This window comes from Cognatilysobacter segetis, from assembly GCF_004359965.1.
In the GTDB taxonomy this organism is placed as follows: domain Bacteria; phylum Pseudomonadota; class Gammaproteobacteria; order Xanthomonadales; family Xanthomonadaceae; genus Cognatilysobacter; species Cognatilysobacter segetis.
Genome location: NZ_SMRQ01000043.1, coordinates 1 through 21,811 on the forward strand (window position 1 = coordinate 1; position 21,811 = coordinate 21,811).

General features: G+C 70.2%; 20 protein-coding genes. 14 read left to right on the forward strand and 6 right to left on the reverse strand.

The features are described 5' to 3' along the window. Nucleotides 1-699 precede the first annotated feature (699 nt). Nucleotides 700-1,095: an MAPEG family protein gene (locus E4F61_RS10380; protein WP_202908988.1), complete on the reverse strand. Its 396-nt coding sequence runs from the start codon at nucleotides 1,093-1,095 to the stop codon at nucleotides 700-702. Between the two features lie 125 nt (nucleotides 1,096-1,220). Between E4F61_RS10380 and E4F61_RS10385 the strand changes: the two genes are divergently transcribed. Together E4F61_RS10385 and E4F61_RS10390 are read left to right on the forward strand one after the other, a co-directional pair. Beyond that, on the forward strand, nucleotides 1,221-2,606 hold the full coding sequence (locus E4F61_RS10385) for a M16 family metallopeptidase (protein WP_133479593.1): 1,386 nt from the start codon (nucleotides 1,221-1,223) through the stop codon (nucleotides 2,604-2,606). A gap of 11 nt (nucleotides 2,607-2,617) precedes the next feature. Further along, nucleotides 2,618-4,033, forward strand: coding sequence for a M16 family metallopeptidase (locus E4F61_RS10390; RefSeq protein ID WP_133479594.1), 1,416 nt, complete (start codon nucleotides 2,618-2,620; stop codon nucleotides 4,031-4,033). Nucleotides 4,034-4,141: 108 nt separating this feature from the next. On the opposite strand, the gene E4F61_RS10395 is transcribed toward E4F61_RS10390, so the two are convergent. Then, the gene (locus E4F61_RS10395) at nucleotides 4,142-4,813 is read right to left on the reverse strand and encodes a DUF4097 family beta strand repeat-containing protein (protein ID WP_133479595.1); all 672 of its coding nucleotides are present in this window, start codon (nucleotides 4,811-4,813) and stop codon (nucleotides 4,142-4,144) included. 143 nt (nucleotides 4,814-4,956) lie between these two features. Here E4F61_RS10395 and gpmI point away from each other — a divergent pair, with 143 nt between their 5' ends. From gpmI to E4F61_RS10410, 3 genes are all read left to right on the forward strand, one after another. Next, the gene (gpmI, locus tag E4F61_RS10400; protein WP_238382890.1) at nucleotides 4,957-6,489 is read left to right on the forward strand and encodes a 2,3-bisphosphoglycerate-independent phosphoglycerate mutase; all 1,533 of its coding nucleotides are present in this window, start codon (nucleotides 4,957-4,959) and stop codon (nucleotides 6,487-6,489) included. Next, nucleotides 6,489-7,754: a murein hydrolase activator EnvC family protein gene (locus E4F61_RS10405; protein ID WP_238382891.1), complete on the forward strand. Its 1,266-nt coding sequence runs from the start codon at nucleotides 6,489-6,491 to the stop codon at nucleotides 7,752-7,754. Before gpmI ends, E4F61_RS10405 begins: the two co-directional genes overlap by 1 nt. 91 nt (nucleotides 7,755-7,845) lie before the next feature. After that, complete coding sequence (locus E4F61_RS10410) at nucleotides 7,846-9,207, forward strand: S41 family peptidase (RefSeq protein ID WP_425480148.1); 1,362 nt, start codon at nucleotides 7,846-7,848, stop codon at nucleotides 9,205-9,207. Nucleotides 9,208-9,246: 39 nt separating this feature from the next. Here the strand turns inward: E4F61_RS10410 and E4F61_RS14885 are convergent, their stop codons facing one another. Both E4F61_RS14885 and E4F61_RS10415 read right to left on the reverse strand, forming a co-directional pair. Further along, nucleotides 9,247-9,567, reverse strand: a complete 321-nt coding sequence (locus E4F61_RS14885) for a DUF1820 family protein (protein ID WP_238382892.1) — start codon at nucleotides 9,565-9,567, stop codon at nucleotides 9,247-9,249. Nucleotides 9,568-9,651: 84 nt separating this feature from the next. Beyond that, on the reverse strand, nucleotides 9,652-10,344 hold the full coding sequence (locus tag E4F61_RS10415) for a rhomboid family intramembrane serine protease (protein ID WP_133479597.1): 693 nt from the start codon (nucleotides 10,342-10,344) through the stop codon (nucleotides 9,652-9,654). 184 nt (nucleotides 10,345-10,528) lie between these two features. Between E4F61_RS10415 and E4F61_RS10420 the strand changes: the two genes are divergently transcribed. Next, nucleotides 10,529-11,884, forward strand: coding sequence for an OmpP1/FadL family transporter (locus E4F61_RS10420; protein ID WP_133479598.1), 1,356 nt, complete (start codon nucleotides 10,529-10,531; stop codon nucleotides 11,882-11,884). A 129-nt stretch (nucleotides 11,885-12,013) separates the two neighbouring features. Here the strand turns inward: E4F61_RS10420 and putA are convergent, their stop codons facing one another. After that, nucleotides 12,014-15,241 carry a bifunctional proline dehydrogenase/L-glutamate gamma-semialdehyde dehydrogenase PutA gene (gene putA, locus E4F61_RS10425; protein ID WP_133479599.1) on the reverse strand — a complete coding sequence of 1,076 codons (3,228 nt, stop codon included), beginning with the start codon at nucleotides 15,239-15,241 and terminating at the stop codon, nucleotides 12,014-12,016. Between the two features lie 350 nt (nucleotides 15,242-15,591). Here putA and coxB point away from each other — a divergent pair, with 350 nt between their 5' ends. Genes coxB through E4F61_RS10445 form a run of 5 tightly spaced genes read left to right on the forward strand, consistent with a single transcriptional unit; the run spans nucleotide 15,592 to nucleotide 19,818 of the window. After that, complete coding sequence (gene coxB / locus E4F61_RS10430) at nucleotides 15,592-16,545, forward strand: cytochrome c oxidase subunit II (protein WP_133479600.1); 954 nt, start codon at nucleotides 15,592-15,594, stop codon at nucleotides 16,543-16,545. Between the two features lie 25 nt (nucleotides 16,546-16,570). Beyond that, nucleotides 16,571-18,190 (forward strand): cytochrome c oxidase subunit I, encoded by a 1,620-nt coding sequence (ctaD, locus tag E4F61_RS10435; protein WP_133479601.1) that lies wholly within the window; start codon nucleotides 16,571-16,573, stop codon nucleotides 18,188-18,190. Nucleotides 18,191-18,203: 13 nt separating this feature from the next. After that, nucleotides 18,204-18,338 (forward strand): hypothetical protein, encoded by a 135-nt coding sequence (locus E4F61_RS14995; protein ID WP_274380531.1) that lies wholly within the window; start codon nucleotides 18,204-18,206, stop codon nucleotides 18,336-18,338. Continuing rightward, complete coding sequence (locus E4F61_RS10440; protein WP_133479602.1) at nucleotides 18,335-18,901, forward strand: cytochrome c oxidase assembly protein; 567 nt, start codon at nucleotides 18,335-18,337, stop codon at nucleotides 18,899-18,901. The genes E4F61_RS14995 and E4F61_RS10440 overlap by 4 nt, the downstream gene beginning before the upstream one ends. 38 nt (nucleotides 18,902-18,939) lie before the next feature. Further along, a complete protein-coding gene (locus E4F61_RS10445; protein ID WP_133479603.1) occupies nucleotides 18,940-19,818 on the forward strand; it encodes a cytochrome c oxidase subunit 3 in 879 nt (292 codons plus the stop codon). A gap of 66 nt (nucleotides 19,819-19,884) precedes the next feature. Here the strand turns inward: E4F61_RS10445 and E4F61_RS10450 are convergent, their stop codons facing one another. Beyond that, on the reverse strand, nucleotides 19,885-20,115 hold the full coding sequence (locus tag E4F61_RS10450; protein WP_133479604.1) for a twin transmembrane helix small protein: 231 nt from the start codon (nucleotides 20,113-20,115) through the stop codon (nucleotides 19,885-19,887). A gap of 66 nt (nucleotides 20,116-20,181) precedes the next feature. Between E4F61_RS10450 and E4F61_RS10455 the strand changes: the two genes are divergently transcribed. The 3 genes from E4F61_RS10455 to E4F61_RS10465 all read left to right on the forward strand — a co-directional run. Continuing rightward, nucleotides 20,182-20,898 (forward strand): SURF1 family protein, encoded by a 717-nt coding sequence (locus E4F61_RS10455; protein WP_133479605.1) that lies wholly within the window; start codon nucleotides 20,182-20,184, stop codon nucleotides 20,896-20,898. Further along, nucleotides 20,895-21,482, forward strand: coding sequence for a hypothetical protein (locus E4F61_RS10460; RefSeq protein WP_133479606.1), 588 nt, complete (start codon nucleotides 20,895-20,897; stop codon nucleotides 21,480-21,482). Before E4F61_RS10455 ends, E4F61_RS10460 begins: the two co-directional genes overlap by 4 nt. Nucleotides 21,483-21,487: 5 nt before the next feature. After that, the coding region (locus tag E4F61_RS10465; RefSeq protein ID WP_202908989.1) for a COX15/CtaA family protein at nucleotides 21,488-21,811 on the forward strand (324 nt) is incomplete at its 3' end.

Here is a 21,811-nt window from a genome sequence, read left to right on the forward strand (position 1 = left end):
CCGAACTCGGAAGTGAAACGCACCCGCGCCGATGGTAGTGTGGCTTTGCCATGCGAGAGTAGGTCATCGCCAGGGTCTTTATCCCCAAACCCCCATCCGTGCAAACGGGTGGGGGTTTGCTTTTGGGGCGTTGGAAATTGGCCGCGGCGGCGGGAAATATTTCCTTCTGTGACGCGGCTCAGGACGTGTTCGATGATTTGGGGCGTCCGCGAGAGCTTTCTACGGGCCATAGAACGATTTGGTACGAGCGCGCTGCACGGCGCGCCGTTACATCGGTCGGCAGTCGCGGCCTGTCGCGCCCGGCGCCGTCCGCGAGGTCTGTGAGCTCAGCCGTCCGCCAGACTTCAACGAGAGACACCGGCTAACGCCGTCGCTAGCAGGGGCGGCTCGCATAGTGCTGTTCGCTAGCGTCTACGGCAGGCCGGGCTCGCGACGCTGGCCGCAAACGCGTGCTCACGTCACGGCTCACGGGTCGGGCTTCGGGGCGTCGCAGCTTTGTGTCGCCGGCACCCTGCCGCGTAACGCAGTCACGCGCCCAGCCGCTTATTGGTATTCCGCGGACATTGGTCTTCGCGCGCCAGCGCCCGCACGGCCGGTGCACGCGTAGGCCGCTTCAAGCAAGCCGCCGGTCCGATGACGTGCGCGCCACCGGCGTTGATCAAGCCAACACGATTCGGTACCGACGACAGGCCAAGCCGGTCAGTGCACCGCCGTCGCCGCCTGTGCGATCAGCCCGATCGCGCAGGCCAAGCCTACGAACCAGACCAGGCTGCGCGCGGGCGCGATGCCGGCGACGTAGAACACCCCGTGCAGCACCCGTGCGATGACGAAGACCACTGCCAGCAGCGCGATCCGCGCGTCCGGTACTCCCGCCAGATCCGCCAGCACGACACCCGCCGCGAATGCCGGGAACGCCTCGAAGGCATTGAGCTGGGCCGCGTTAGCACGCTGGACCCGCGGATCGTCCTGGCGCGCCAGCCACGCGCGCGGTTCGCGGTTGTCGTAGCGCTGGCCGCGCGATTTCGCGAGCACGGTCCAGACATAGGGCAGCAGCGCGGCGGCGAGCACGCACCAGTACGCGACCGAGATCGTCATGGGTAGCCTCCTTGGGATGCCGGCAGCCTACTGCCTGAGACGCGGTGCCGACCATGACTTTCGGCTGGCCGGCGGGCGCGGTGTTCCGCGCTAGGCTCGGCATTCCGAACGGAAGGGGAAGTCCGATGCGTCGTCGAATCCTGCCCGCGCTGCTTGGCGGGCTGCTCATCACCGCGTCCGCGCATGCCGCGACGCCCGACCGCTGGCAGGTGCCGGTATCGGTCAAGAAGCTCGACAACGGCCTGACCGTCGTCGTGTCGGAGGACCACAGCTCGCCGACCGTCGGCGTGTCGATGGTCTACCACGTGGGCATGCGTCTGGAGCCGAAGAACCGCACCGGCTTCGCGCACCTGTTCGAGCACCTGATGTTCGAAGGCACGCCGAATGCGAAGGAAGGCGTGTTCGACAAGGTGATCACCGGTGGCGGCGGCCGCAACAACGGTTCCACGCGCCCCGACTTCACCAACTACATCGAGATGGCGCCGGCGTCGGCGCTCGAGCCCATCCTGTGGCTCGAAGCCGATCGCATGAAGACGCTCGACTTCAACCCCGTCACGCTGAAGAACCAGCAGGACGTGGTGAAGGAGGAGATCCGCGTCAACGTGAAGAACCAGCCCTACGGCGGCTTCATGTGGATCGACATCGGCCAGCAGGCCTTCAACAAGTGGGAAAACAACCACGACGGCTACGGCAGCTTCAAGGATCTTGAAGGCGCGAGCCTCGACGACGTGTCGAGCTTCCATCGCGACTTCTACGGCCCGAACAACGCCGTGCTCGGCATCGCCGGCGACGTGACGCCAGCGCAGGCCTTTGCGCTCGCGCAGAAGTACTTCGGCGGCATTCCGGCACGCAACGCACCGACACGCCCCGATGTGAAGGAAGGCCTGAACACTGCGGAAAAGCGCATCCAGCAGACCGATGCGCTGGCGCAGGTGCCGGCCATCGCGGCGGCATGGAAGATGCCCGACCGCGGCAGCAAGGACCAGGCCGCGATGGCCGTGCTGGGCGACGTGCTCGCCGGCGGCGACGCCTCGCGCTTCTACCAGGGCATCGTCAAGGGCCGCGAACTCGCGCTCAACGTCGAGTCGCTGTATGGCCTGACCAGCCCGTGGGAATACGACGGCCCGACGCTGTTCACCGTGTTCGCGCTGTACAAGCCCAACACCACCGCCGACGCGGTGCTCGCCGCGATGGACGAGGAAATCGCGAAGGTGGCGAAGGACGGGGTGACAGACGCCGAGCTCGCGCGGGTCAAGACCAAGATGCTGGCCGACTGGTACAACGGCCTCGAGTCGTTCATCAATCGCGCCGACACCGTCGCCAAGCTGCAGACGCTGTGGGGCGACGCCAATGTCGTCAACAAGATCCCGCAATGGATCGAAGGCGTGACCCGCGCCGACCTGCAGCGCGTGGCGAAGACCTATCTCGCGCGCACCAACCGCACCGTCATCGACCGCGTGCCGACCGCGATGGCGAAAGCCGCGCCGGCCGCACCGGCCGCCGGCCAGTAAGGAGACGACGCATGAAGACGATTTCCCTGCTCGCCGCCGCCGTGTCGCTGGCGATCGCCGGCGCCGCCGTGGCCGGCCCCAAGGCGGTGCTGCCGAAGGACCTGCCGCCGTACGCGCCGGATCGCCCGCTGCCGGTGCCGGACATCCAGAAGACCACGCTGTCGAACGGCCTCGAGGTCTGGATCGTGCCGCGCGCGGGCCTGCCGCGCGTCGATGCGGTGCTCGCGGTGCGTGGCGCCGGGCTCGCCGCGGACGATGCCCAGCACCCGGGCTTCGCGAACATCCTGGCCGGCCTGCTCAACGAGGGCACGGCGAAGCACGATTCGAAGGCGATCGCCGAGACGGCGCAGGGCCTCGGCGGCAGCGTCGCGGCGGGTGCCACGAACGACGGCGTCATGGTGTCGGCGAACGCGCTGGCCTCGCACGCGGGCGAGATGCTCGCGCTGCTCGGCGAAGTCGCGCGCACGCCGACCTTCCCGGAAAACGAGGTGCGCCTCGCGCAGGCGAACGCGCTGCAGAACCTCAAGGCCTCCGAAGCGCAGCCCGGGTTCAAGGCCGAGCGCGCGCTGTCGGCCGCGATCTACGGCGACCATCCGTACGCGCGCACGCAGCCCACCGAAGCGTCGATCACGTCGGTCACGCCCCAGCTGCTGCGCGCCGCGCATGCGCAACGCTTCCGCCCGGACCGCGCACTGCTCGTCATCGCCGGACCGATCGATCGAGCCGCCGCCCTGCGTGCCGTCGAGGCCGCGTTCGGCGACTGGACGGCCACGGGCGCCGCGATCGCCGAAACCCCGCCGGCGCCACGCACCGCCGCGCCGAAGTACGTGCTCGTGCAGCGCGACGGCAGCGTGCAGTCGGCGATCCGCCTCGGGCGTCCGGGCATCGCCGCCACCGATGCCGACTACGTGCCGCTGCAACTGGCGGGCACCGTGCTCGGCGGCGGCTTCAGCTCGCGCCTGATGCAGAACCTGCGCGAGGACAAGGGCTACACCTACGGCGCGCGCGGCGGTTCCAGCGCCCTGCGCGAGGGCGGCCGCATCAGCGCGTCGGCCGACGTGCGCAACGAGGTCACCGGCGCCGCGATCAAGGAGTTCATGGGCGAGTACAAGCGCATGGCCGACGAGCCGGTGCCCGCACAGGAGCTGGAGGACACCAAGCGCTACGTCGCCGGCGGCTACCTGCTCAACAACCAGATGCAGGGCGCCGTCGCCGCGACGCTCGCGGGCAACTGGCTGGTCGGCCTGCCGGCGGAGTTCCTCGGCCAGTACGTGCCGAAGATCCGCGCCGTCGACGCCGCCCAGGTGCAGGCGATGAGCCGCAAGTACTTCGATCCGAAGGACCAGTCGATCGTCGTGGTGGGCGACCCCAAGGCGGTGGCCGAGCAGCTCACGCCCTACGGCACGTTCGACGTGCGCACGAAGTAGGCCGTCGACGACGGCGGTACTCGACGAGGCCGCCTCCGGGCGGCCTCGTCCGTTCCGACGCCATGAAAAAAGCCGCCCGGAGGCGGCTTCGTTACAGCGCGCGATGCCTCACTGCGCCGGCGGCGTCGCCCCGCTGTAGCGCTTGGCCGTCGCGCCCGTGACCGCGCCGATGCGGGCGCTGTCGTGCACGTACAGCGTCACCGGGCGCTCGAACACCAGCGGGCCGTCGACCTGCGCGTTCGGACCGATGACGATGCGCGGGTCGCGCTTGTGGAAGCTGATCATCCGCATCTGCTGCTTCTCGACGTGGATGCCGCCGTGGACGTGGCTGCCGGCGCCGACGGTGACGTCGCCGTTGACCGTCTCGATGCCGCGCGCGACGTCGGTGCCGACCAGCCCGATGGCGCCGTTCACCGTTTCGATGCCGCCGGCCACGCGGCCGCCGCGGTCGACGAAGATGCCGCCGTTGACGGTGGTGACGTCGCCGTCGATGCGCAGGTCGCGCCCGACGTGGATGCCGCCGTTGACCGTGGTGAGCTCGCCCACCTGCGCGCCGTCGCCGACCTTGATGCTGCCGTTGACGGTCTCGGCCGAGCCGGTGCGCGCGCGGTCGTCGATATGGATGCTGCCGTTGACGGTCTCCAGGCTGCCGTAGGTGCGGCCGGCCTCGGCATGGATGCTGCCGTTGACCTTGTCGATGCTCTCGGCATCGTCGGCGAAGGCGGGCGTCGCCAGCGACAGGCCGATGGCGAGCGGCAGGAGAAGCAGGGCGATGCGCATGGCGTTTCCTCGGAAGTGGTACGGGTCGGATGCGCGCGGCGGGCGCGGGGTTTAAGCGGCAGCCGGCGGGCCGTCGCGGACGCCCCGCTACAATCGCGCGTCGTCCCCCGCCGGGCACCTGCCCGAAGTCACAGGCCCGCCTCGTGTCCAACGCCGCAGTATCCCCCGTCGTCCTCCTGATCCTCGATGGCTGGGGCCATCGCGACGATCCCACCGACAATGCGCTGGCGCAGGCGCACCTGCCGAACTGGAACGCGCTCGTCGCGGGCTGCCCGCACACGCTGATCCATACGGAGGGCCGCCACGTGGGCCTGCCAGAAGGGCAGATGGGCAATTCCGAGGTCGGCCACATGAACCTCGGCGCCGGCCGGATCGTCTACCAGGACCTCACGCGCGTGGACGCGGCGATCGAGGACGGCAGCTTCTTCGACACCGCCGAGCTGCGCGCCGCCTGCGAGGCCGCGAAGGCCGCCGGCGCGACGCTGCACGTGATGGGCCTGCTCTCGCCGGGCGGCGTGCACAGCCACGAGTCGCACATCTTCGCGATGCTGGAGCTGGCGCACCGCGCCGGCGTGGCGAAGGTCGCCGTGCATGCCTTCCTCGACGGCCGCGATACGCCGCCGCGCTCGGCCGAGCCGAGCCTGCGCGCCCTGCAGGCCGCCTGCGACCGCCTCGGCAACGCACGCATCGCCACGGTCGGCGGCCGGTATTTCGCGATGGACCGCGACAGGCGCTGGGACCGCGTGCATCGCGCCTGGGATGCGATCGTCGAGGCGCGCGCGGCGCATGGCGCGACCGACGCGCTCGCCGCGCTCGAGGCCGCGTACGCGCGCGGCGAGAACGACGAGTTCGTGGCGCCCACTGTGCTCGACGGCTACACCGGCATGCACGACGGCGACGCCGTGGTGTTCATGAACTTCCGCGCCGACCGCGCGCGCCAGCTCACCGCGGCGTTCGTGCTGCCGACCTTCGACGGCTTCGACGCGCGCCGTCCGGCGCTGTCGCGCTTCGTCTGCCTGACCGAATACGACGCGAAGCTGCCGGCCCCGGTGGCATTCGGTCCCGACGACCTGCGCAACACGCTGGGCGAGGTGCTCGCCGCGCAAGGCCTGACGCAGCTGCGCATCGCCGAGACCGAGAAGTACGCGCACGTCACCTTCTTCTTCAGTGGCGGCCGCGAGGACGAATACCCGGGCGAGACGCGCATCCTCGTGCCGAGCCCGCAGGTGGCCACCTACGACCTGCAGCCGGAGATGAGCTGCCCCGAGGTCACCGACAGGCTCTGTGATGCGATCCGCTCAGGCCGGGTCGACGTCGCGATCTGCAACATCGCCAATCCCGACATGGTCGGCCATACCGGCATCCTGTCGGCGGCGATCAAGGCCGCCGAAGCGGTGGACGTCGCGATCGGCGCGATCCGCGCGGCGGTCGCCGAGCGCCATGGCGCGCTGCTGGTCACCGCCGACCACGGCAACCTCGAGATGATGCGCGACGAGGCCACGGGCCAGGCGCATACCGCGCACACCGTCGGGCCCGTGCCGTTCGTGTACTGCGGGCCGCGCGCGGCGCGGCTGCGCGACGGCGGGGCACTGCGCGACGTCGCGCCGACGATGCTCGACCTGCTCGGCATCGACAAGCCGGTCGAAATGACCGGCACGAGCCTGCTCGAAGGCTGATGCGAATCCGCGCCGCGCTGCTGGTGATGGTGCTCGCGCTGCCCGGCCTGGCCGGTGCGGCGCAGGACACGCGCGGTACCGAGAAGAAGCTGCAGGCGATCAAGCGCGAGCTCAAGGGCGTCGCGGCCGAGCGGCGCAAGATCGAGACGCAGCGCGGCAGCGCGAGCCAGCAGTTGCGCGCGGCGGACGAGCAGGTCGGGCAGACCGACAAGTCCCTGCGGCAGACGCAGTCGAGGATCGAGAACGAGAAATCGAGCCTCGCGCAGCTGCGCACGCGGCAGGCGGCGATGCGCGTGACGCTCAAGGGCGCGCACGCGGAGCTCGCGACCCTGCTGCGGGCCGCCGACCGGCAGGGCGCGGCGGGGCCGCTGAAGTCGCTGCTGGCGCGCGACCGCGTCGAGGACACGCAGCGCCTGCTCACCTACCACGCCTACCTCGAGAAGGCGCGCGCCGCGCGCATCCGCGACCTCACCGCGCAGCTCGCCGAGCTCGATCGCGTCGAAGCGGAGATCGCGCGGCGCACGGGCGAGCTCACCGCCGCGCAGAAGGCGCAGGCCGAGCAGCTGGCGCAGCTGCAGCGCGAGCGCGAGGCGCGCGCGGCGCTCGTCGCGCAGCTCGACGCCAGGTACAAGGATCGCGCCGCGCGCGAGCAGGCACTGGGCCGCGATGCCAAGGCGCTCGAGCAGCTGCTCGCCAAGCTGCGCATCGCCGCGGCGAAGGCGCGCGCCGAGCAGAAGCGCCTCGCCGAGCAGCGTGCGCGCGAGGCGGCCGCGGCGGCCAAGGCCAATGCCGAGGCCGCACGCATCGCCAAGGCCGAAGGGCGACCCGCACCGCCTCCGCGGCCCGTACGTCCGCCCGTGCAGGTCGCGACCGCGCCGGCGCCGCAGGTCGGCGGGCTCGGCTGGCCGGTCTCGGGCGCCCTGCTCGCGGGGTATCGCGGCCTCATGCCCGACGGTCGCCGCAGCGACGGCCTGCTGATCGCGGCCAGCGCCGGCACCCCGGTGCGCGCGGTCGCCGACGGCACCGTCGTCTATGCCGAATGGATGACCGGCTACGGCCAGTTGCTGATCGTCGACCACGGCAATGGCTACATGAGCCTCTACGCGCACAACGACGCGCTGCTCAAGGACGCCGGCACGCAGGTACGGCGCGGCGATCCGGTCGCCACCGTCGGCACCTCGGGCGGGCAGGGCCGGCCATCGCTGTACTTCGAGCTGCGCCGCGGCGGCACGCCGGTCGACCCGGGCGTCTGGCTGCGCCGCTGAAGCCTCGACACGCCTTTCCGCACGGCCGGCTAACGTGCTGAACTCGCACGTCCCGCGGCGGTCCGACCGTCGTCAATCTTCCGGAGTCGCCATGCGCCGTCGCCTGCTCGCCCTCGCCCTGCTCACCGCCGCGCTCCCGCTGGCGGCGCAACAGGCACCCGCGACACCGCCGGCCGTCCCGGCCACGCCGCTGCCCGCGGCCGATCCGCAGGCGCCCGCCGCGAAGCCGCCGTCCCCCGCCGCCACCGCGGATGCAGCGAAGAAGGCCGCCGACGACGCGCGCAAGGTGCCGCTCGACGAGATCCGGCGCTTCGTCACCGTCTACAACGCGGTCAAGCAGGCCTACGTCGAGCCGGTGACCGACGACAAGCTCATGCGCGCCGCGATCCACGGCCTGCTGCTCGACCTCGATCCGCACAGCACCTACTTCGACCGCAGCGCGGCCGAGGACTTCAACCAGAACGCGCAGGGTGCCTACGAGGGCATCGGCGTCGAGTTGCAGCGCCAGGAGGACGGCTCGCTCAAGGTCGTGGCGGCGATCGACGACACGCCGGCCGCGAAGGCGGGCGTCAAGGCCGGCGACGTGATCGTCGCGATCGACGGCAAGCCCTTCCGCCCCGACGAGGGCGACAGCTCCGCCCCGCTGCGCGGCCCGGCGGGCAGCAAGGTGCTGCTGACGATCATCCGCAAGGGCGAGAAGAAGCCGCTCGACATCACCGTGGTGCGCGACACCATCCGCATCACGTCGATCCGCTCGCGCGTGCTCGAGCCGGGCTTCGGCTACGTGCGTGTCGCCGCGTTCCAGGCCGACACCGCGGCCGATTTCGAGAAGGCGCTCGACCGCCTCAAGGCCGGCGGCAAGCTGCGCGGCCTGGTCATGGACCTGCGCAGCAACCCCGGCGGCCTGCTCACCAGCGCCGTGCAGATCGCCGACGACCTGCTCGACAAGGGCGGCATCGTCAGCACGCGCGGCCGGCTGCCGATCAGCGACGCGCAGTTCGCCGCGACGCCGGGCGATCGCCTCGACGGCGCGCCGGTGGTGGTGCTGGTCGACGGCGGTTCGGCCAGCGCATCGGAAGTGCTCGCCGGTGCGCTGAAGGACAACGGCCGGGCGCGCGTGGTCGGCAGCCGCACGTTCGGCAAGGGCTCGGTGCAGACCGTGCTTCCGCTCGACAACGGCGACTCGGTGAAGCTCACCACCGCGCGCTACTTCACGCCCAGCGGCAAGTCGATCCAGGCGCTGGGCATCGTGCCCGACGTGCCGTTCGCGGCGCCGAAGGCCGACACCGTGCGCCCGGGCCTGTCGGAGGCGAGCCTGCCGGGCCACCTCGCGGGCGAGGCCGGCGACGACACCCGCGCCGGCGACGTGCTGGAAGGCGAGGGTTACATCGCGCAGGCGCTGGCCGAGCTCAAGCGCATGGCCGGCGTGCCGGCGGCGCCCGCGCAGAAGTGAGGCCAACGCGCGTCGCCCGTCACGGGCGGCGCGCGAGCGTCAGCGCGGCTTGCCGGGCATCGGGAACGGCGTCACCACGCGCTCGCCGGTGGCCGCGTCGCGGATCGCCGACTGCGACTTCTTCTCGACTTCCTCGATGCGCACGATCGAATGCATCGGCAGGTGCAGCAGGCGCGTGTTGCCGAACTCGTCGCGCAGGCGTTCCTCGGTGGGATCCACGACCAGCCCTTCGTTGACGTCGAACACCAGCTCGCCCACCTCGGTGAAGCCCCACAGCGCGCCGCTGGCGACGTGCCGGGCGTAGAGCTCGTAGACCTTGCCGGCGTTGAGGAAGGTGACCTTGTAGAGCGGCTTGGGCATGGCGGTGGCGTCGACTGCGGTCGCGTCGGTGTGGGGACGCGGGCCCCGCGGTTCAACAGCATGCGCCCACGGGCGACGCGCGGCTCAGAAGCCGTGGCCGCGCTTCATCCGGCGTTTGATCGCCCCGCGCGAGAGCACCGCGAACGCGCCGCCGAAGGCGAAGCCGGCCAGGTGCGCCGACCAGGCCACCGCGCCGAAGGCCGGCCCCACGAACGTGTAGACCAGCTGCAGGCCGGCCCAGACGCCGATCAGCACCGCCGCGGGCATGCGCACGAACTGCAGGAACAGCCCGAGCGGCAGCACCAGTCCGAGTCGAGCGGACGGGAACAGGGCGAGATAAGCGCCGATCAGCGCCGAAACCGCGCCACTGGCGCCGATGATCAGGCGGTCCGGGCGGTCGATCGCCAGCACCGCGGCGAGGTTCGCCACGGCGCCGCCCAGCAGGAACAGCGCGAGGAAGCGCCACGGCCCCATCGCGCGCTCGGCCGGCGCGCCGAAGATCAGCAGGAACAGCAGGTTGCCGATCAGGTGCGCCCAGTCGGCGTGCAGGAACAGCGCGGTGACCAGTCGGGCAAGGTGGCCGTCGGCCAGCGAGGCCCACGCCGCCGCCCACGAGCGCAGGTCGCCCGACAGCGCGCCCCATTCGACCAGCAGTCGGCGCTGGCTGCTGTCCGGCAGCAGGCTCGCCACCACGAAGCAGCCCCAGAGCGCAACGAAGACGGTCGGCATCGCCCAAGGCAGGGGCGGCTTGTCGCGGGGCGGGATCGGGACGAACACGGGCGGCTTCCTTGCAGGCCCCACCATCATGCGACAGCCGGCGCGGCGGCGCAGGCGGCGGTCGGGGCGACCGGGCCTATTGTTACGTGACGGTTAACGGCTATATTCGGTGCCGCATGGTCGCGACAGCCGGCCAGCCACACCAGCCGGCCCGCCGGCAGCGAATTCCCTTTCGGAGAGAGTCATGCAGAACGGCTTCATGCGCGTCACCGCGCTCGCCCTCGGTATCGCCGGCGCGCTGACGCTGGGCAATGCCCATGCGTCGGGCTTCCAGATCCGCGAAAACAGCGTCAAGAACCTCGGCCGCGCCAACTCGGGCACGGCGGTGGCGAAGAAGGATGCCTCGGTCGTCTCCAACAACCCGGCCGCGATGGTCAACATCGACCGCACCACGGTGCAGGCCGACGTCACCCTGATCGACCTCGACGCCGAGTTCACCGGCGGCGGCAAGACCGCGATCGGCACGCCGCTCAACGGCGGCAACGGCGGCGACCCGGGCGAGATGACGCCGGTGCCGGCGCTGGCCGCGGTGTTCCCGCTGTCGGGCAGCCTCGACAACCTCACCGTCGGCGTCAGCGTCGACGCGCCGTTCGGCCTCAAGACCGAATACGACCCGAACTGGGTGGGCCGCTACAACGCGATCACCTCGGACGTGAAGACGGTCGACCTCAACCTCTCGGCCGCCATCGCGCTGACCGAGCGCTTCTCGATCGGCCTCGGCGCCATCGTGCAGCACGCCGACGTGACCCTGTCGAACGCGATCGACTTCGGCACGGCCGTCTGCGCCGCGTCGGGCAACCTCGCCAACTGCGTGAACCCGGCCTACCCGTTCCGTCCCCAGAACAACGACGGCACGGTGGAAGTGAGCGGCAACGACACCAGCTTCGGCTGGCGCGTGGGCATGCAGTGGCGCCCGACCGATCGCCTGACGATCGGCGCCGTGCACCGTTCGGAAATCGACCACGACCTGCAGGGTCGCGCCGACTTCACGGTGCCGTCGGCCGTCGCCGCGATCCCGAGCGTCGGTTCGGTCTACCGCGACACCGACATCAACGCGCCGCTCACCACGCCGAGCGTGACCACGGTCAGCGTCGAATACGCCATCACCGACGCGTTCCGCCTGATGGCCGACTACCAGGCGACCGACTGGCATTCGCTGCAGGCCGTGCGCATCAACCGCGAAGGCGGTGGCGTGCTGGGCAACGAGCCGTTCCAGTGGAAGGACACCAACTTCTACTCGCTCGGCGGCGAGTGGGACCTGAGCCCGGCGTGGACCCTGCGCGCGGGTATCGCGAAGGACGAGTCGCCGACCAACGACACGTACCGCACGCCGCGCCTGCCGGACAAGGACCGCAAGATCTTCACGATCGGCGCGACCTGGAACGTGACCGACGCCTTCAGCGTCGATGCGGCCTACATGCGCATCAACGTCGACGACCCGACCATCAACAACATCCACTCGTCGAGCAACTCGACGCTGACCGGTACGTTCAAGGCGCATGCCGACCTGTTCGGCATCGCGGCGCAGTACCGCTTCTGATCGACGCGAGTCGATGCAGTGCAGAAAGCCCCGCTTCGGCGGGGCTTTTTGTTGGCGCCGACATCGCGGGCGACGGCCACACAAAAGCCCTGCTTTCGCAGGGCTTTTTCGTCGCTTGTTGTTGCCGCGTCAGTCGCCCAGCGTCAGCAGCGAGGCATTGCCGCCCGCCGCGGTCGTGTTGACCGTGATCGTCTTCTCGGTGGCGAAGCGTGGCAGGTAGTGCGGGCCGCCGGCCTTCGGCCCGGTGCCCGACAGGCCCTGCCCGCCGAACGGCTGCACGCCGACCACCGCGCCGATCTGGTTGCGGTTGACGTAGCAGTTGCCGACCTTGATGCGGCTGGCGATCTTCTCGATCGTCGCGTCGATGCGCGAATGCACGCCCAGCGTCAGGCCGTAGCCGGTCGCGTTGATCGCATCGATCACCGCGTCGAGCTGGTCGGCCTTCCAACGGATCACGTGCAGCACCGGGCCGAACACCTCGCGATGCAGCTGGTCGAGCGAACGCAGCTCGTACGCGCGTGGCGCGAAGAAGCTGCCATGCGCCGCGTTCTCGCCGAGGCCCACTTCCGCGATCTTCGCGACCGCCTCGCGATCCATGCGCGCGGCATGCTCGTTCAGCACGCGCAGCGCCTCCTCGTCGATGACGGGGCCGACGTCGGTCGACAGCAGGCCCGGATCGCCGACGGCGAGCTCCGCCATCGCACCGGCGAGCATCTTGGTGACCTTGTCGGCGATGTCGTCCTGCACGAACAGCACGCGCGCGGCCGAGCAGCGCTGGCCGGCCGAGGTGAACGCCGAGCCGATCGCATCCTTCACCACCTGCTCGGGCAGCGACGACGAGTCGGCAATGAGCGCGTTCTGGCCGCCGGTCTCGGCGATCAGCGTGCCGATCGGCGCGTTGTCACGGGCGGCGAGCGCGCGATTGATCGCGCGGGCCGTGTCCGTCGAGCCCGTGAAGGCGACGCCGGCGATGCGGTCGTCGCGCGTGAGCGCGGCGCCGACGGTCGCGCCGTCGCCCGGCAGGAACTGCAGCACCGCTTCCGGCACGCCGGCTTCGTGCAGCAGCCTCACCGCGGCGAAGCCCACGAGGTTCGTCTGCTCGGCGGGCTTGGCGATCACGCAGTTGCCTGCGGCGAGCGCGGCGCAGACCTGGCCCATGAAGATCGCGAGCGGGAAGTTCCACGGCGAGATGCAGACGAACGTGCCACGGCCGGACAGCTGCAGCGTGTTCGACTCGCCGGTCGGGCCCGGCAGCGGCTCGGGCTTGAACAGCACACGCGCCTGCTCGGCGTAGTAGCGCAGGAAATCGACCGCCTCGCGCACTTCGGCGACGCCGTCGGGAATCGTCTTGCCCGCTTCCTTCGCGCACATCGCGATGAACAGCGGCAGGCGCTGCTCGAGCAGGTTCGCGGCGTGCTCGAGGATCGCGGCGCGGCTCGCGGCGGGCGTGGTGTTCCAGGCGTCGTGCGCGGCGGTCGCGTTGGCCAGCGCGCGCTCGACCAGCGCCGCGTCGGCGGCGATCCAATGGCCGACCACCTCGCGGCGATCGGCCGGGTTGGTGACCGCGATGCGTTCGCCCGAGGCGCGAGCACCGGCGACGATCGGCTCGGCGCTCCACGCCTGCGATGCGGCGGCGTTGACCTGGTCGGCGAGGATGCGCAGCGCGTCGTCGTTGGCGAGGTTCACGCCCATCGAATTGCTCCTGGAAAGGCCGTAGCTGCGGAAGAGGTCGACCGGCAGCGGAATGCGGGGATGCGGAATGGAATCGAACGTCGACACGATCTCGGTCGGGTCGCGCACGAGCTCGTCGACCGGGATCGACTCGTCGGTGATGCGGTTGACGAAGCTCGAGTTCGCGCCGTTCTCGAGCAGGCGGCGCACGAGGTAGGGCAGCAGGTCCTCGTGCGAGCCGACCGGCGCGTACACGCGGCAGGGCACGTTCAGGCGGTCGGCGGGGATCACCTCGGCGTAGAGGTCGTCGCCCATGCCGTGCAGCTTCTGGAACTCGAACGCGCGGCCGGCGGCCATGCGGTGCACGTGCGCGATGGTCTGCGCGTTGTGCGTGGCGAACATCGGGTAGATCGCGTCGGACGCGTCGAGCATCTTCCGCGCATTGGCGAGGTAGCTGACGTCCGTATTGGGCTTGCGCGTGAACACCGGATAGCCCGGCATGCCGTCCATCTGCGCGCGCTTGACCTCCGCGTCCCAGTACGCGCCCTTGACCAGGCGCACCGGGATGCGGCGGCCGGTGCGACGCGCGAGGTCGGCGATGAAATCGATCACTTCAGGCGCGCGCTTGGAATACGCCTGGATCGCGAGGCCGAAGCCTTCCCAGCCGGCGAGCGAGACATCGGCATACGCGCCGGCGATGACGTCCAGCGAGAGCTCCAGGCGGTCGGCTTCCTCGGCATCGACGGTGAAGCCGATCGCGTAGGACTTCGCCAGCTGCGCGAGCTCGAGCACGCGCGGCGTCAGCTCCGCATGCACGCGTGCGCGCTTGGCCTGCTCGTAGCGCGGGTGCAGCGCGGAGAGCTTCACCGAGATCGACGGCGCGCCGAACACCGCCGTCGCGTTGGACGGATCCACCGTCCCCTCGCCGCGCGAATGCCGGCCGATGGCGTGGATCGCCATGCGGTAGGCCTCGAGGTAACGATCCGCATCCGCCTGCGTGAGCGCCGCTTCGCCCAGCATGTCGAACGAGTAGCGGTAGGCCGCGTTGTCGCCCTTGCGCGAGCGCGCGAGCGCCTCGTCGATGGTGCGGCCCATGACGAACTGGTGGCCCATGATGCGCATGGCCTGGCGCACGGCGAGGCGGATCACCGGCTCGCCGACGCGGCCCAGCAGCCGCTTGAAGGCGCCGTGCACGTCGCGCTTGGTCTCGTCGGCGAGGTCGACGAGGTGGCCGGTGAGCATCAGGCCCCAGGTCGAGGCGTTGACCAGCACCGACGGCGACTGGCCCACGTGACGTTTCCAGTCGGCCTCGCCGAGCTTGTCGCGGATCAGGCGGTCGGCGGTCTCGGCGTCCGGGATGCGCAGCAGCGCCTCGGCGACGCACATGAGCAGCACGCCCTCCTCGGAGCCGAGGTCGTACTGGCGCATGAAGGCCTCGATCGCGCCCTGGTCCTTGGCGCGGCGACGCACGCGGGTGACCAGGTCGGCGGCCACGGCCTGCACGGCCAGCCGGTCCGCGTCGGGCAGGCGCGCCTGGTCGAGCAGGCGACGCACGTGGGCCGCCTCGTCGCGCACCCAGCCGGCGGTGATGGCGGCACGGGGGCCGGGCGGCGGCGGCGGCAGCTCGGGCGCGATGAGGGCGCGCGCCGGCGCGGTGCCGGGCGCGGTGGGGGATGGAGTCGACATCGGATCCCAACGACTGCGACGGAAGGCGCGTAGTCTAGGCCTGTCGTCGCGGGCCGGCACGCGGCGCACGTGCGAGGCGTTCACGCGTCCCGCGCCGCATGTTCGCGACGCCACGCAGCGCGCCGGAATGCGTTGCGACGCAGGTCACGCGCGGGCCGCCGGCTTGCCCGACCCCTCGCGCGGGGCTAACATTTCTCGGTTTCCGCCATGCCTCGGCTCGTCCGGCAACGCAGGCCACGACGGCCTGCGGCGGCTCCCCCGTCCTCCGTGGATCGCGCAGCGCGCGACGCCGGACGGCAGCCGGCGGCACTCCGCATCCAACGCCATTCGCTGATCTGGGGCTCCATCTGATGAAAGCCGGTCGTATCAAGCAGTGGGCCGCGGGCCTCGTGGCCCTCGCCCTGCCGGTCCTCGCGTTCGCGCAGCAGCACCCGGGCGACCCCACCAGCCCGCACCGCTGGCAGCTCAACATGCGCGAGGGCGTGACCCAGATTTCGCGCAACGCCTACGACGCGCACATGCTCGCGCTGTGGATCTGCGTCGGCATCGGCGTGCTCGTGTTCGGCGCCATGGCGGTCGCGATGGTGAAGTTCCGCAAGTCCAAGGGCGCGGTGGCCGACGTCGACTTCACGCACAGCACGAAGCTCGAGATCCTGTGGACTGTGATCCCGATCGTGCTGCTGGTCGCGATGGCGTTCCCGGCCACCAGCAAGCTGATCAACATGTACGACGTCCGCCAGTCCGCGATGACCATCAAGGTCACCGGTTACCAGTGGATGTGGAAGTACGACTACCTCGGCCAGGGCGTGTCGCTGACCAGCCGCCTCAAGCGCGAGAGCGACGACCTGCGCCAGAGCGGCAAGGTGCCGACGCTGGCCGAGTCGCCGAATTACCTGCTCGAGGTCGACAACGAGCTGGTCGTGCCGGTCGGCACCAAGATCCGCTTCGTCGTCACCGCCGACGACGTGATCCACGCCTGGTGGGTGCCGTCGCTGGGCTGGAAGCAGGACGCGATCCCGGGCCTGGTCAACGAGGCCTGGGCCAAGATCGACCGCCCGGGTGTCTACCGTGGCCAGTGCGCCGAGCTCTGCGGCAAGGACCACGGCTTCATGCCGATCGTCGTGCGCGCCGTGCCGATGGCCGAGTTCCAGCAGTGGATGGCCGCCCACCAGGCCGCGCCCGCCGCCGCGCCGACCCCCGCCGCGCCCGCCGGCACCAACCCGACCGCCCCGGCCGCGAATGCGCAGCCGACGACGGCCGCGGCCCCGAATTCCGACGCCCCGACCGCTCCGGTCGCCGGCTGATCGCACGAATCACGCAGAGGTAGTCATGGCTGTCACGCATCCCGCCGCCGACCATCACACCGATGAGCACGGCCACGAGCAGGGCTTCATCGAGCGCTGGTTCTTCTCCACGAACCACAAGGACATCGGCACGCTGTACCTGGTGTTCTCGTTCACGATGTTCATCGTGGGCGCGTTCCTGTCGGTGCTGATCCGCGCCGAACTGGCCAAGCCGGGCCTGCAGTACTTCGACCCGATGCTGTTCAACTCGTTCACCACCATGCACGCGCTGGTGATGATCTTCGGCGGCGTCATGCCGGCCTTCGTGGGCTTGGGCAACTGGATGATCCCGCTGCAGATCGGCGCGCCCGACATGGCGCTGCCGCGCATGAACAACTGGTCCTTCTGGATCATGCCGTTCGCGTTCACGCTGCTGCTGATGACGTACTTCCTGCCGGGCGGCGCGCCCGCGGCGGGCTGGACGATGTACGCACCGCTGTCGCTGCAGGGCGGCTACAACGTCGCGTTCGCGATCTTCGCGATCCACCTGATGGGCATCAGTTCGATCATGGGCGCGATCAACATCATCGCGACCATCCTCAACATGCGCGCCCCGGGCGTCGACCTGCTGAAGATGCCGATCTTCGTCTGGACGTGGCTGATCACCGCGTTCCTGCTGATCGCCGTCATGCCGGTGCTCGCCGGCGCGGTGACGATGCTGCTCACCGACAAGTACTTCCACACCAGCTTCTTCAACGTCGCTGGCGGCGGCGACCCGGTGATGTACCAGCACATCTTCTGGTTCTTCGGGCACCCCGAGGTCTACATCATGATCCTGCCGGCGTTCGGCATCGTGTCGGAGATCATCCCGACCTTCAGCCGCAAGCCGCTGTTCGGCTACCAGGCCATGGTGTACGCGACCGCCGCGATCGCCTTCCTCTCGTTCATCGTGTGGGCGCACCACATGTTCACCGTCGGCATGCCGCTCGGTGGCGAGATCTACTTCATGTTCGCGACGATGCTGATCTCGATCCCGACCGGCGTGAAGGTCTTCAACTGGGTCACCACGATGTGGCGCGGCTCGCTCACGTTCGAGGCGCCGATGAAGTGGGCGATCTCGTTCGTGATCCTGTTCACCATCGGCGGCTTCTCGGGCCTGATGCTCGCGATCGTGCCGGCGGACTTCCAGTACCACGACACCTACTTCGTGGTGGCGCACTTCCACTACGTGCTGGTGACCGGCGCGCTGTTCTCGATCATCGCCGCGGTCTACTACTGGTGGCCGAAGTGGACGGGCCGCATGTACAGCCAGAAGCTCGCCAGCTTCCACTTCTGGTGGTCGATGCTCTTCGTGAACCTGCTGTTCTTCCCGCAGCACTTCCTCGGCCTGGCCGGCATGCCGCGCCGCATCCCGGACTACAACGTCGTGTTCGCGGACTGGAACCTGATCAGCTCGATCGGCGCGTTCGGCATGTTCGCCACGCCGTTCATCATGCTCTTCATCCTGTGGCACTCGAAGAAGTACGGCGAGCCGGCCACGGCACGCGTGTGGGAAGGCGCGAAGGGCCTGGAGTGGACCGTGCCGAGCCCGGCGCCGCACCACACCTTCACCGTGCCGCCGGTGATCCGCGACGGCGACCTCGCCCACGGCGACATCACGCACTGAGACGCCGCCGCGCATGACCGTCCCCGGCACCCCGCGCCCTGACGACGCCGCCCGCATCGCGCGGGCGCGTCGCACTGCGCTCGTGTTCGGGCTGGTCGCGGCGGCGGTGTTCGTCGGTTTCATGGTCTTCACGGCGATGTCCCGATGAGCACGCCCGCGCGCAATGCCGGCATCGGCAAGCTGCTGGTGGTCTCGCTGCTGGCCTTCGGGTTCACCTTCAGCCTGGTGCCGCTGTACCGGATCGCCTGCGAGAAGGTGTTCGGCGTACGCCTCGCGAAGGGGCCGCAGTCGGCCGGCGGCGGCGGCGCGGTCGGCAGCCGCTGGGTGACCGTGCAATTCGACGGCAACGTCAATTCCAAGCTCGACTGGCAGTTCCATCCCCAGCAGCTGACGATGCGCGTGCAGCCGGGCAAGCCGTACGAAACCACCTACTTCGCGCGGAACGTGTCGCCGGCGGCGATCGTCGGCAGCGCGGCCCCGTCGGTCGCGCCGTCGCGCGCCTCGCAGTACTTCGTCAAGACCGAATGCTTCTGCTTCACGGCGCAGACGCTGGCGGCCGGTGAGTCGCGCGACATGCCGGTCCGCTTCGTCGTCGATCCCGCCCTGCCGGCGGACATCTCGACGATCACGTTGTCCTATACCTTCTTCCGCAACGATACGCTGACCGCGCGCCTGGGCCCGACGCCCGCCGGCCGTGGCGCGGCGCCGTGACCGCGGCAATCTCGAATCAAGACCTACGGAACGCCGACATGGCCCAAGCCCATCCGATCGATCGCAACGTTTACTTCGTGCCGCACAGCAGCAAGTGGCCGTTCTTCGGCTCGATCGCGCTGTTCGTCACGATGATCGGCTTCGCCAGCTGGCTCAACGAGATCGCCTGGGGGCGCCCGGTGTTCTTCGTGGGCGTCGCGCTCGTCATCGCCGTGCTGTTCATGTGGTTCGGCGACGTGATCCGCGAATCGGTGGCCGGCAACTACAACAACCAGGTGGACGTCTCGTTCCGCATGGGGATGATCTGGTTCATCTTCTCGGAAGTGATGTTCTTCGCGGCGTTCTTCGGCGCGCTGTTCTACACGCGCGCGTTCGCGTTGCCGTGGATCAGCGGCGAGGGCGACGGCGCCGCGACCCACGCGATCCTGTGGGAAAGCTTCAGCTCCGGCTGGCCGAACAACGGCCCGGCCGGCATCGGCGGTCCGTTCCATACGATCCCGGCCTGGGGCCTGCCGCTGATCAACACGCTGATCCTGCTTACCTCGGGCAGCACGGTGACGGCGGCGCACCACGCGCTCAAGAGCGGCCACCGCAAGTCGCTGCTGTTCTGGCTGGGCCTCACCGTCGTGCTCGGCTGCACGTTCCTGTTCCTGCAGGCCAGCGAGTACGCCGAGGCCTACAAGGAGCTCAACCTGACGCTCGGCTCGGGCATCTACGGCTCGACGTTCTTCATGCTCACCGGCTTCCACGGCCTGCACGTGACGCTGGGCACGATCATGCTGGCGATCATCTGGCTGCGTTGCGCCAAGGGCCACTTCGACCGCGACCACCATTTCGCCTTCGAGGCGGTGGCCTGGTACTGGCACTTCGTCGACGTGGTCTGGCTCGGCCTGTTCCTGTTCGTCTACGTCCTCTAATCACGCGGACGCGGGATACGACGACGGGCCGGCACCTGCCGGCCCGTTGGCGTCTGGAACGGGGTATCAGCGCGGCGGGTTGGAACCGACGCCGTGGAAGTCGATCCAGCCCATCCAGGCGGCCAGCACCACGGCCAGGATGAGCACGATGGACAGCACGATGCGGCGCGTGAGCGCGTTCACCGTGCGGCGGCTCTCGCCCTTGTCGACCAGCATGTAGTACAGGCCCGCGCCGAGGTTCCAGATGATCGCGATCAGGAACGCAATGACGAGCAGCGTCTTCAGCGATTGGTTCACGCAGGTCTCCGGACGTCACGCGGCGATGGGCCGCTGCGCATTATCGCGTGCCGTGGTGGGGCTGTCGTGACCCGCCGCGGGCGGCTGCTGGTCGGATGGACGTGCGCGCTCGTGCTGGCGGCGGGCTTCGCGCGCCTCGGCCTGTGGCAGTCGCATCGCGCGGTGGAGAAGGAGCGCCTGCTCGCGGACGTGGCGACGGTGCTCGATGCCCGCCGCGCGCGACCGCTCGCCGCCGCCGCCGACACGCAACGTGTCCACGCCTACGACTGGGCCGCCGGTCGCGGCCGCTTCGTCGCCACCGCCCCGCTGCTGCTCGACAACCAGCAACGCGACGGCCGCGTCGGCGTGCGCGCCTACCGCGTGTTCCAGCCCGACGCGGGCACCCCGCTGCTGGTCGACATGGGCTGGCTGCCGATCGGCGCGGATCGCGCGCTGCCGCCCGTGGCGATTCCGCCGGGCGAGCTCGACGTGCGCGGTCTGCTCGCGCCGCCGCCGTCCGCCGGGCTGCGCATGGGCGCGCCGATGGCGAGCCAGGGTGACGCCTGGCTCGTCGTGCGCCTCGAGCCCACCGCCATCGCGCGCGAGTTCGGATTGCCGGCGCTCGCGCCGCGCGTGCTGCGGCTGGATCCCGCGCTGCCGTTCGGCTACCCGCGCGACCTGGAGCTGCTCGTCAACACGCTGCCCCCCGACCGGCACCGCGGCTATGCCGTGCAATGGTTCGGCCTGGCCGCCACCCTCCTCGTGATCGCCCTCGTCCTCACGTTCCACCGGAGTCGCCGATGACCGCCGCTGCCGCGTCCGACGCCACGCGTCGCCGCAACCGACTGACCCTGCTCGCGATCCTCGTGCTGTTCTTCGGCTCGATGCTGGTCGCCGGCGTGCTGCGCTTCGCCGACATCCATCCAGCCGCGACCCGCCAGAAGGGCGAGCTCCTCGATCCCTACACCGACCTGCGCGACGCGAAGCTGCACACGCTCGACGGCGCGGCCTACGAATGGGCGCCGATCCACCGCACGTGGCGCATCGTGGCCGCCGCGCCCGCGACCTGCGACGACGCCTGCCGCCGCCGCGCGCACGACATCGGCGTGGTGTGGGAAGTGCTCAACAAGGACGCGCCGCGCGTCGACATCCTCTGGTGGTGCGCGACGGCCGCCGGCTGCGGCTGGCCGCAGGGGCTGCCCGCGCCGTCGACCATGCGCGTGATCGCGCCGGACGCGGCACGCGCGCGCCTGCCGCGGGTGGACGTGCCGGCCGGCGTGCCGGTATACGTCGTGGATCCGAACGGCTTCGTCGTGCTGCGCTACGCGCCCGATGCCGACCTCGCGGGCCTGCGCCAGGACCTCGTCCGCCTCCTCAAGTTGCAGTGAGCACCATGGGCACGACTCCGCGTAACGGCACGGTCCGCGCGACCTACCGCCATTTCCACCGCATCGCCTGGCTCGCGGCCGCGCTCGCGCTGTGCGTGATCGTGTTCGGCGCGTTCGTGCGGCTGTCCAACGCCGGCCTGAGCTGCCCCGACTGGCCGACCTGCTACGGCCGCGCCGCGTGGCCGACGCATGCCAACGAGGTGGCGGAGCACGCCGCCAACGCGATCCGCGTCGCCGAGCCCGACAAGGCGTGGCGTGAACAGCTGCACCGCCACCTCGCCGCCTCGCTGGGCACGCTCGTGTTCGTGCTCGCGCTGCTGGCCGCGCGC

Bases quoted from the DNA above. Each gene is read 5' to 3' on its own strand.
- E4F61_RS10380 (WP_202908988.1), bottom strand. From the start codon at position 1,095: ATGACGATCTCGGTCGCGTACTGGTGCGTGCTCGCCGCCGCGCTGCTG.
- E4F61_RS10395 (WP_133479595.1), bottom strand. From the start codon at position 4,813: ATGCGCATCGCCCTGCTTCTCCTGCCGCTCGCCATCGGCCTGTCGCTG.
- E4F61_RS10385 (WP_133479593.1), top strand. From the start codon at position 1,221: ATGCGTCGTCGAATCCTGCCCGCGCTGCTTGGCGGGCTGCTCATCACC.
- E4F61_RS10420 (WP_133479598.1), top strand. From the start codon at position 10,529: ATGCAGAACGGCTTCATGCGCGTCACCGCGCTCGCCCTCGGTATCGCC.
- ctaD (WP_133479601.1), top strand. From the start codon at position 16,571: ATGGCTGTCACGCATCCCGCCGCCGACCATCACACCGATGAGCACGGC.
- E4F61_RS10390 (WP_133479594.1), top strand. From the start codon at position 2,618: ATGAAGACGATTTCCCTGCTCGCCGCCGCCGTGTCGCTGGCGATCGCC.
- E4F61_RS14995 (WP_274380531.1), top strand. From the start codon at position 18,204: ATGACCGTCCCCGGCACCCCGCGCCCTGACGACGCCGCCCGCATCGCG.
- E4F61_RS10445 (WP_133479603.1), top strand. From the start codon at position 18,940: ATGGCCCAAGCCCATCCGATCGATCGCAACGTTTACTTCGTGCCGCAC.
- E4F61_RS10440 (WP_133479602.1), top strand. From the start codon at position 18,335: ATGAGCACGCCCGCGCGCAATGCCGGCATCGGCAAGCTGCTGGTGGTC.
- E4F61_RS14885 (WP_238382892.1), bottom strand. From the start codon at position 9,567: ATGCCCAAGCCGCTCTACAAGGTCACCTTCCTCAACGCCGGCAAGGTC.
- putA (WP_133479599.1), bottom strand. From the start codon at position 15,241: ATGTCGACTCCATCCCCCACCGCGCCCGGCACCGCGCCGGCGCGCGCC.
- E4F61_RS10460 (WP_133479606.1), top strand. From the start codon at position 20,895: ATGACCGCCGCTGCCGCGTCCGACGCCACGCGTCGCCGCAACCGACTG.
- E4F61_RS10405 (WP_238382891.1), top strand. From the start codon at position 6,489: ATGCGAATCCGCGCCGCGCTGCTGGTGATGGTGCTCGCGCTGCCCGGC.
- coxB (WP_133479600.1), top strand. From the start codon at position 15,592: ATGAAAGCCGGTCGTATCAAGCAGTGGGCCGCGGGCCTCGTGGCCCTC.
- E4F61_RS10410 (WP_425480148.1), top strand. From the start codon at position 7,846: ATGCGCCGTCGCCTGCTCGCCCTCGCCCTGCTCACCGCCGCGCTCCCG.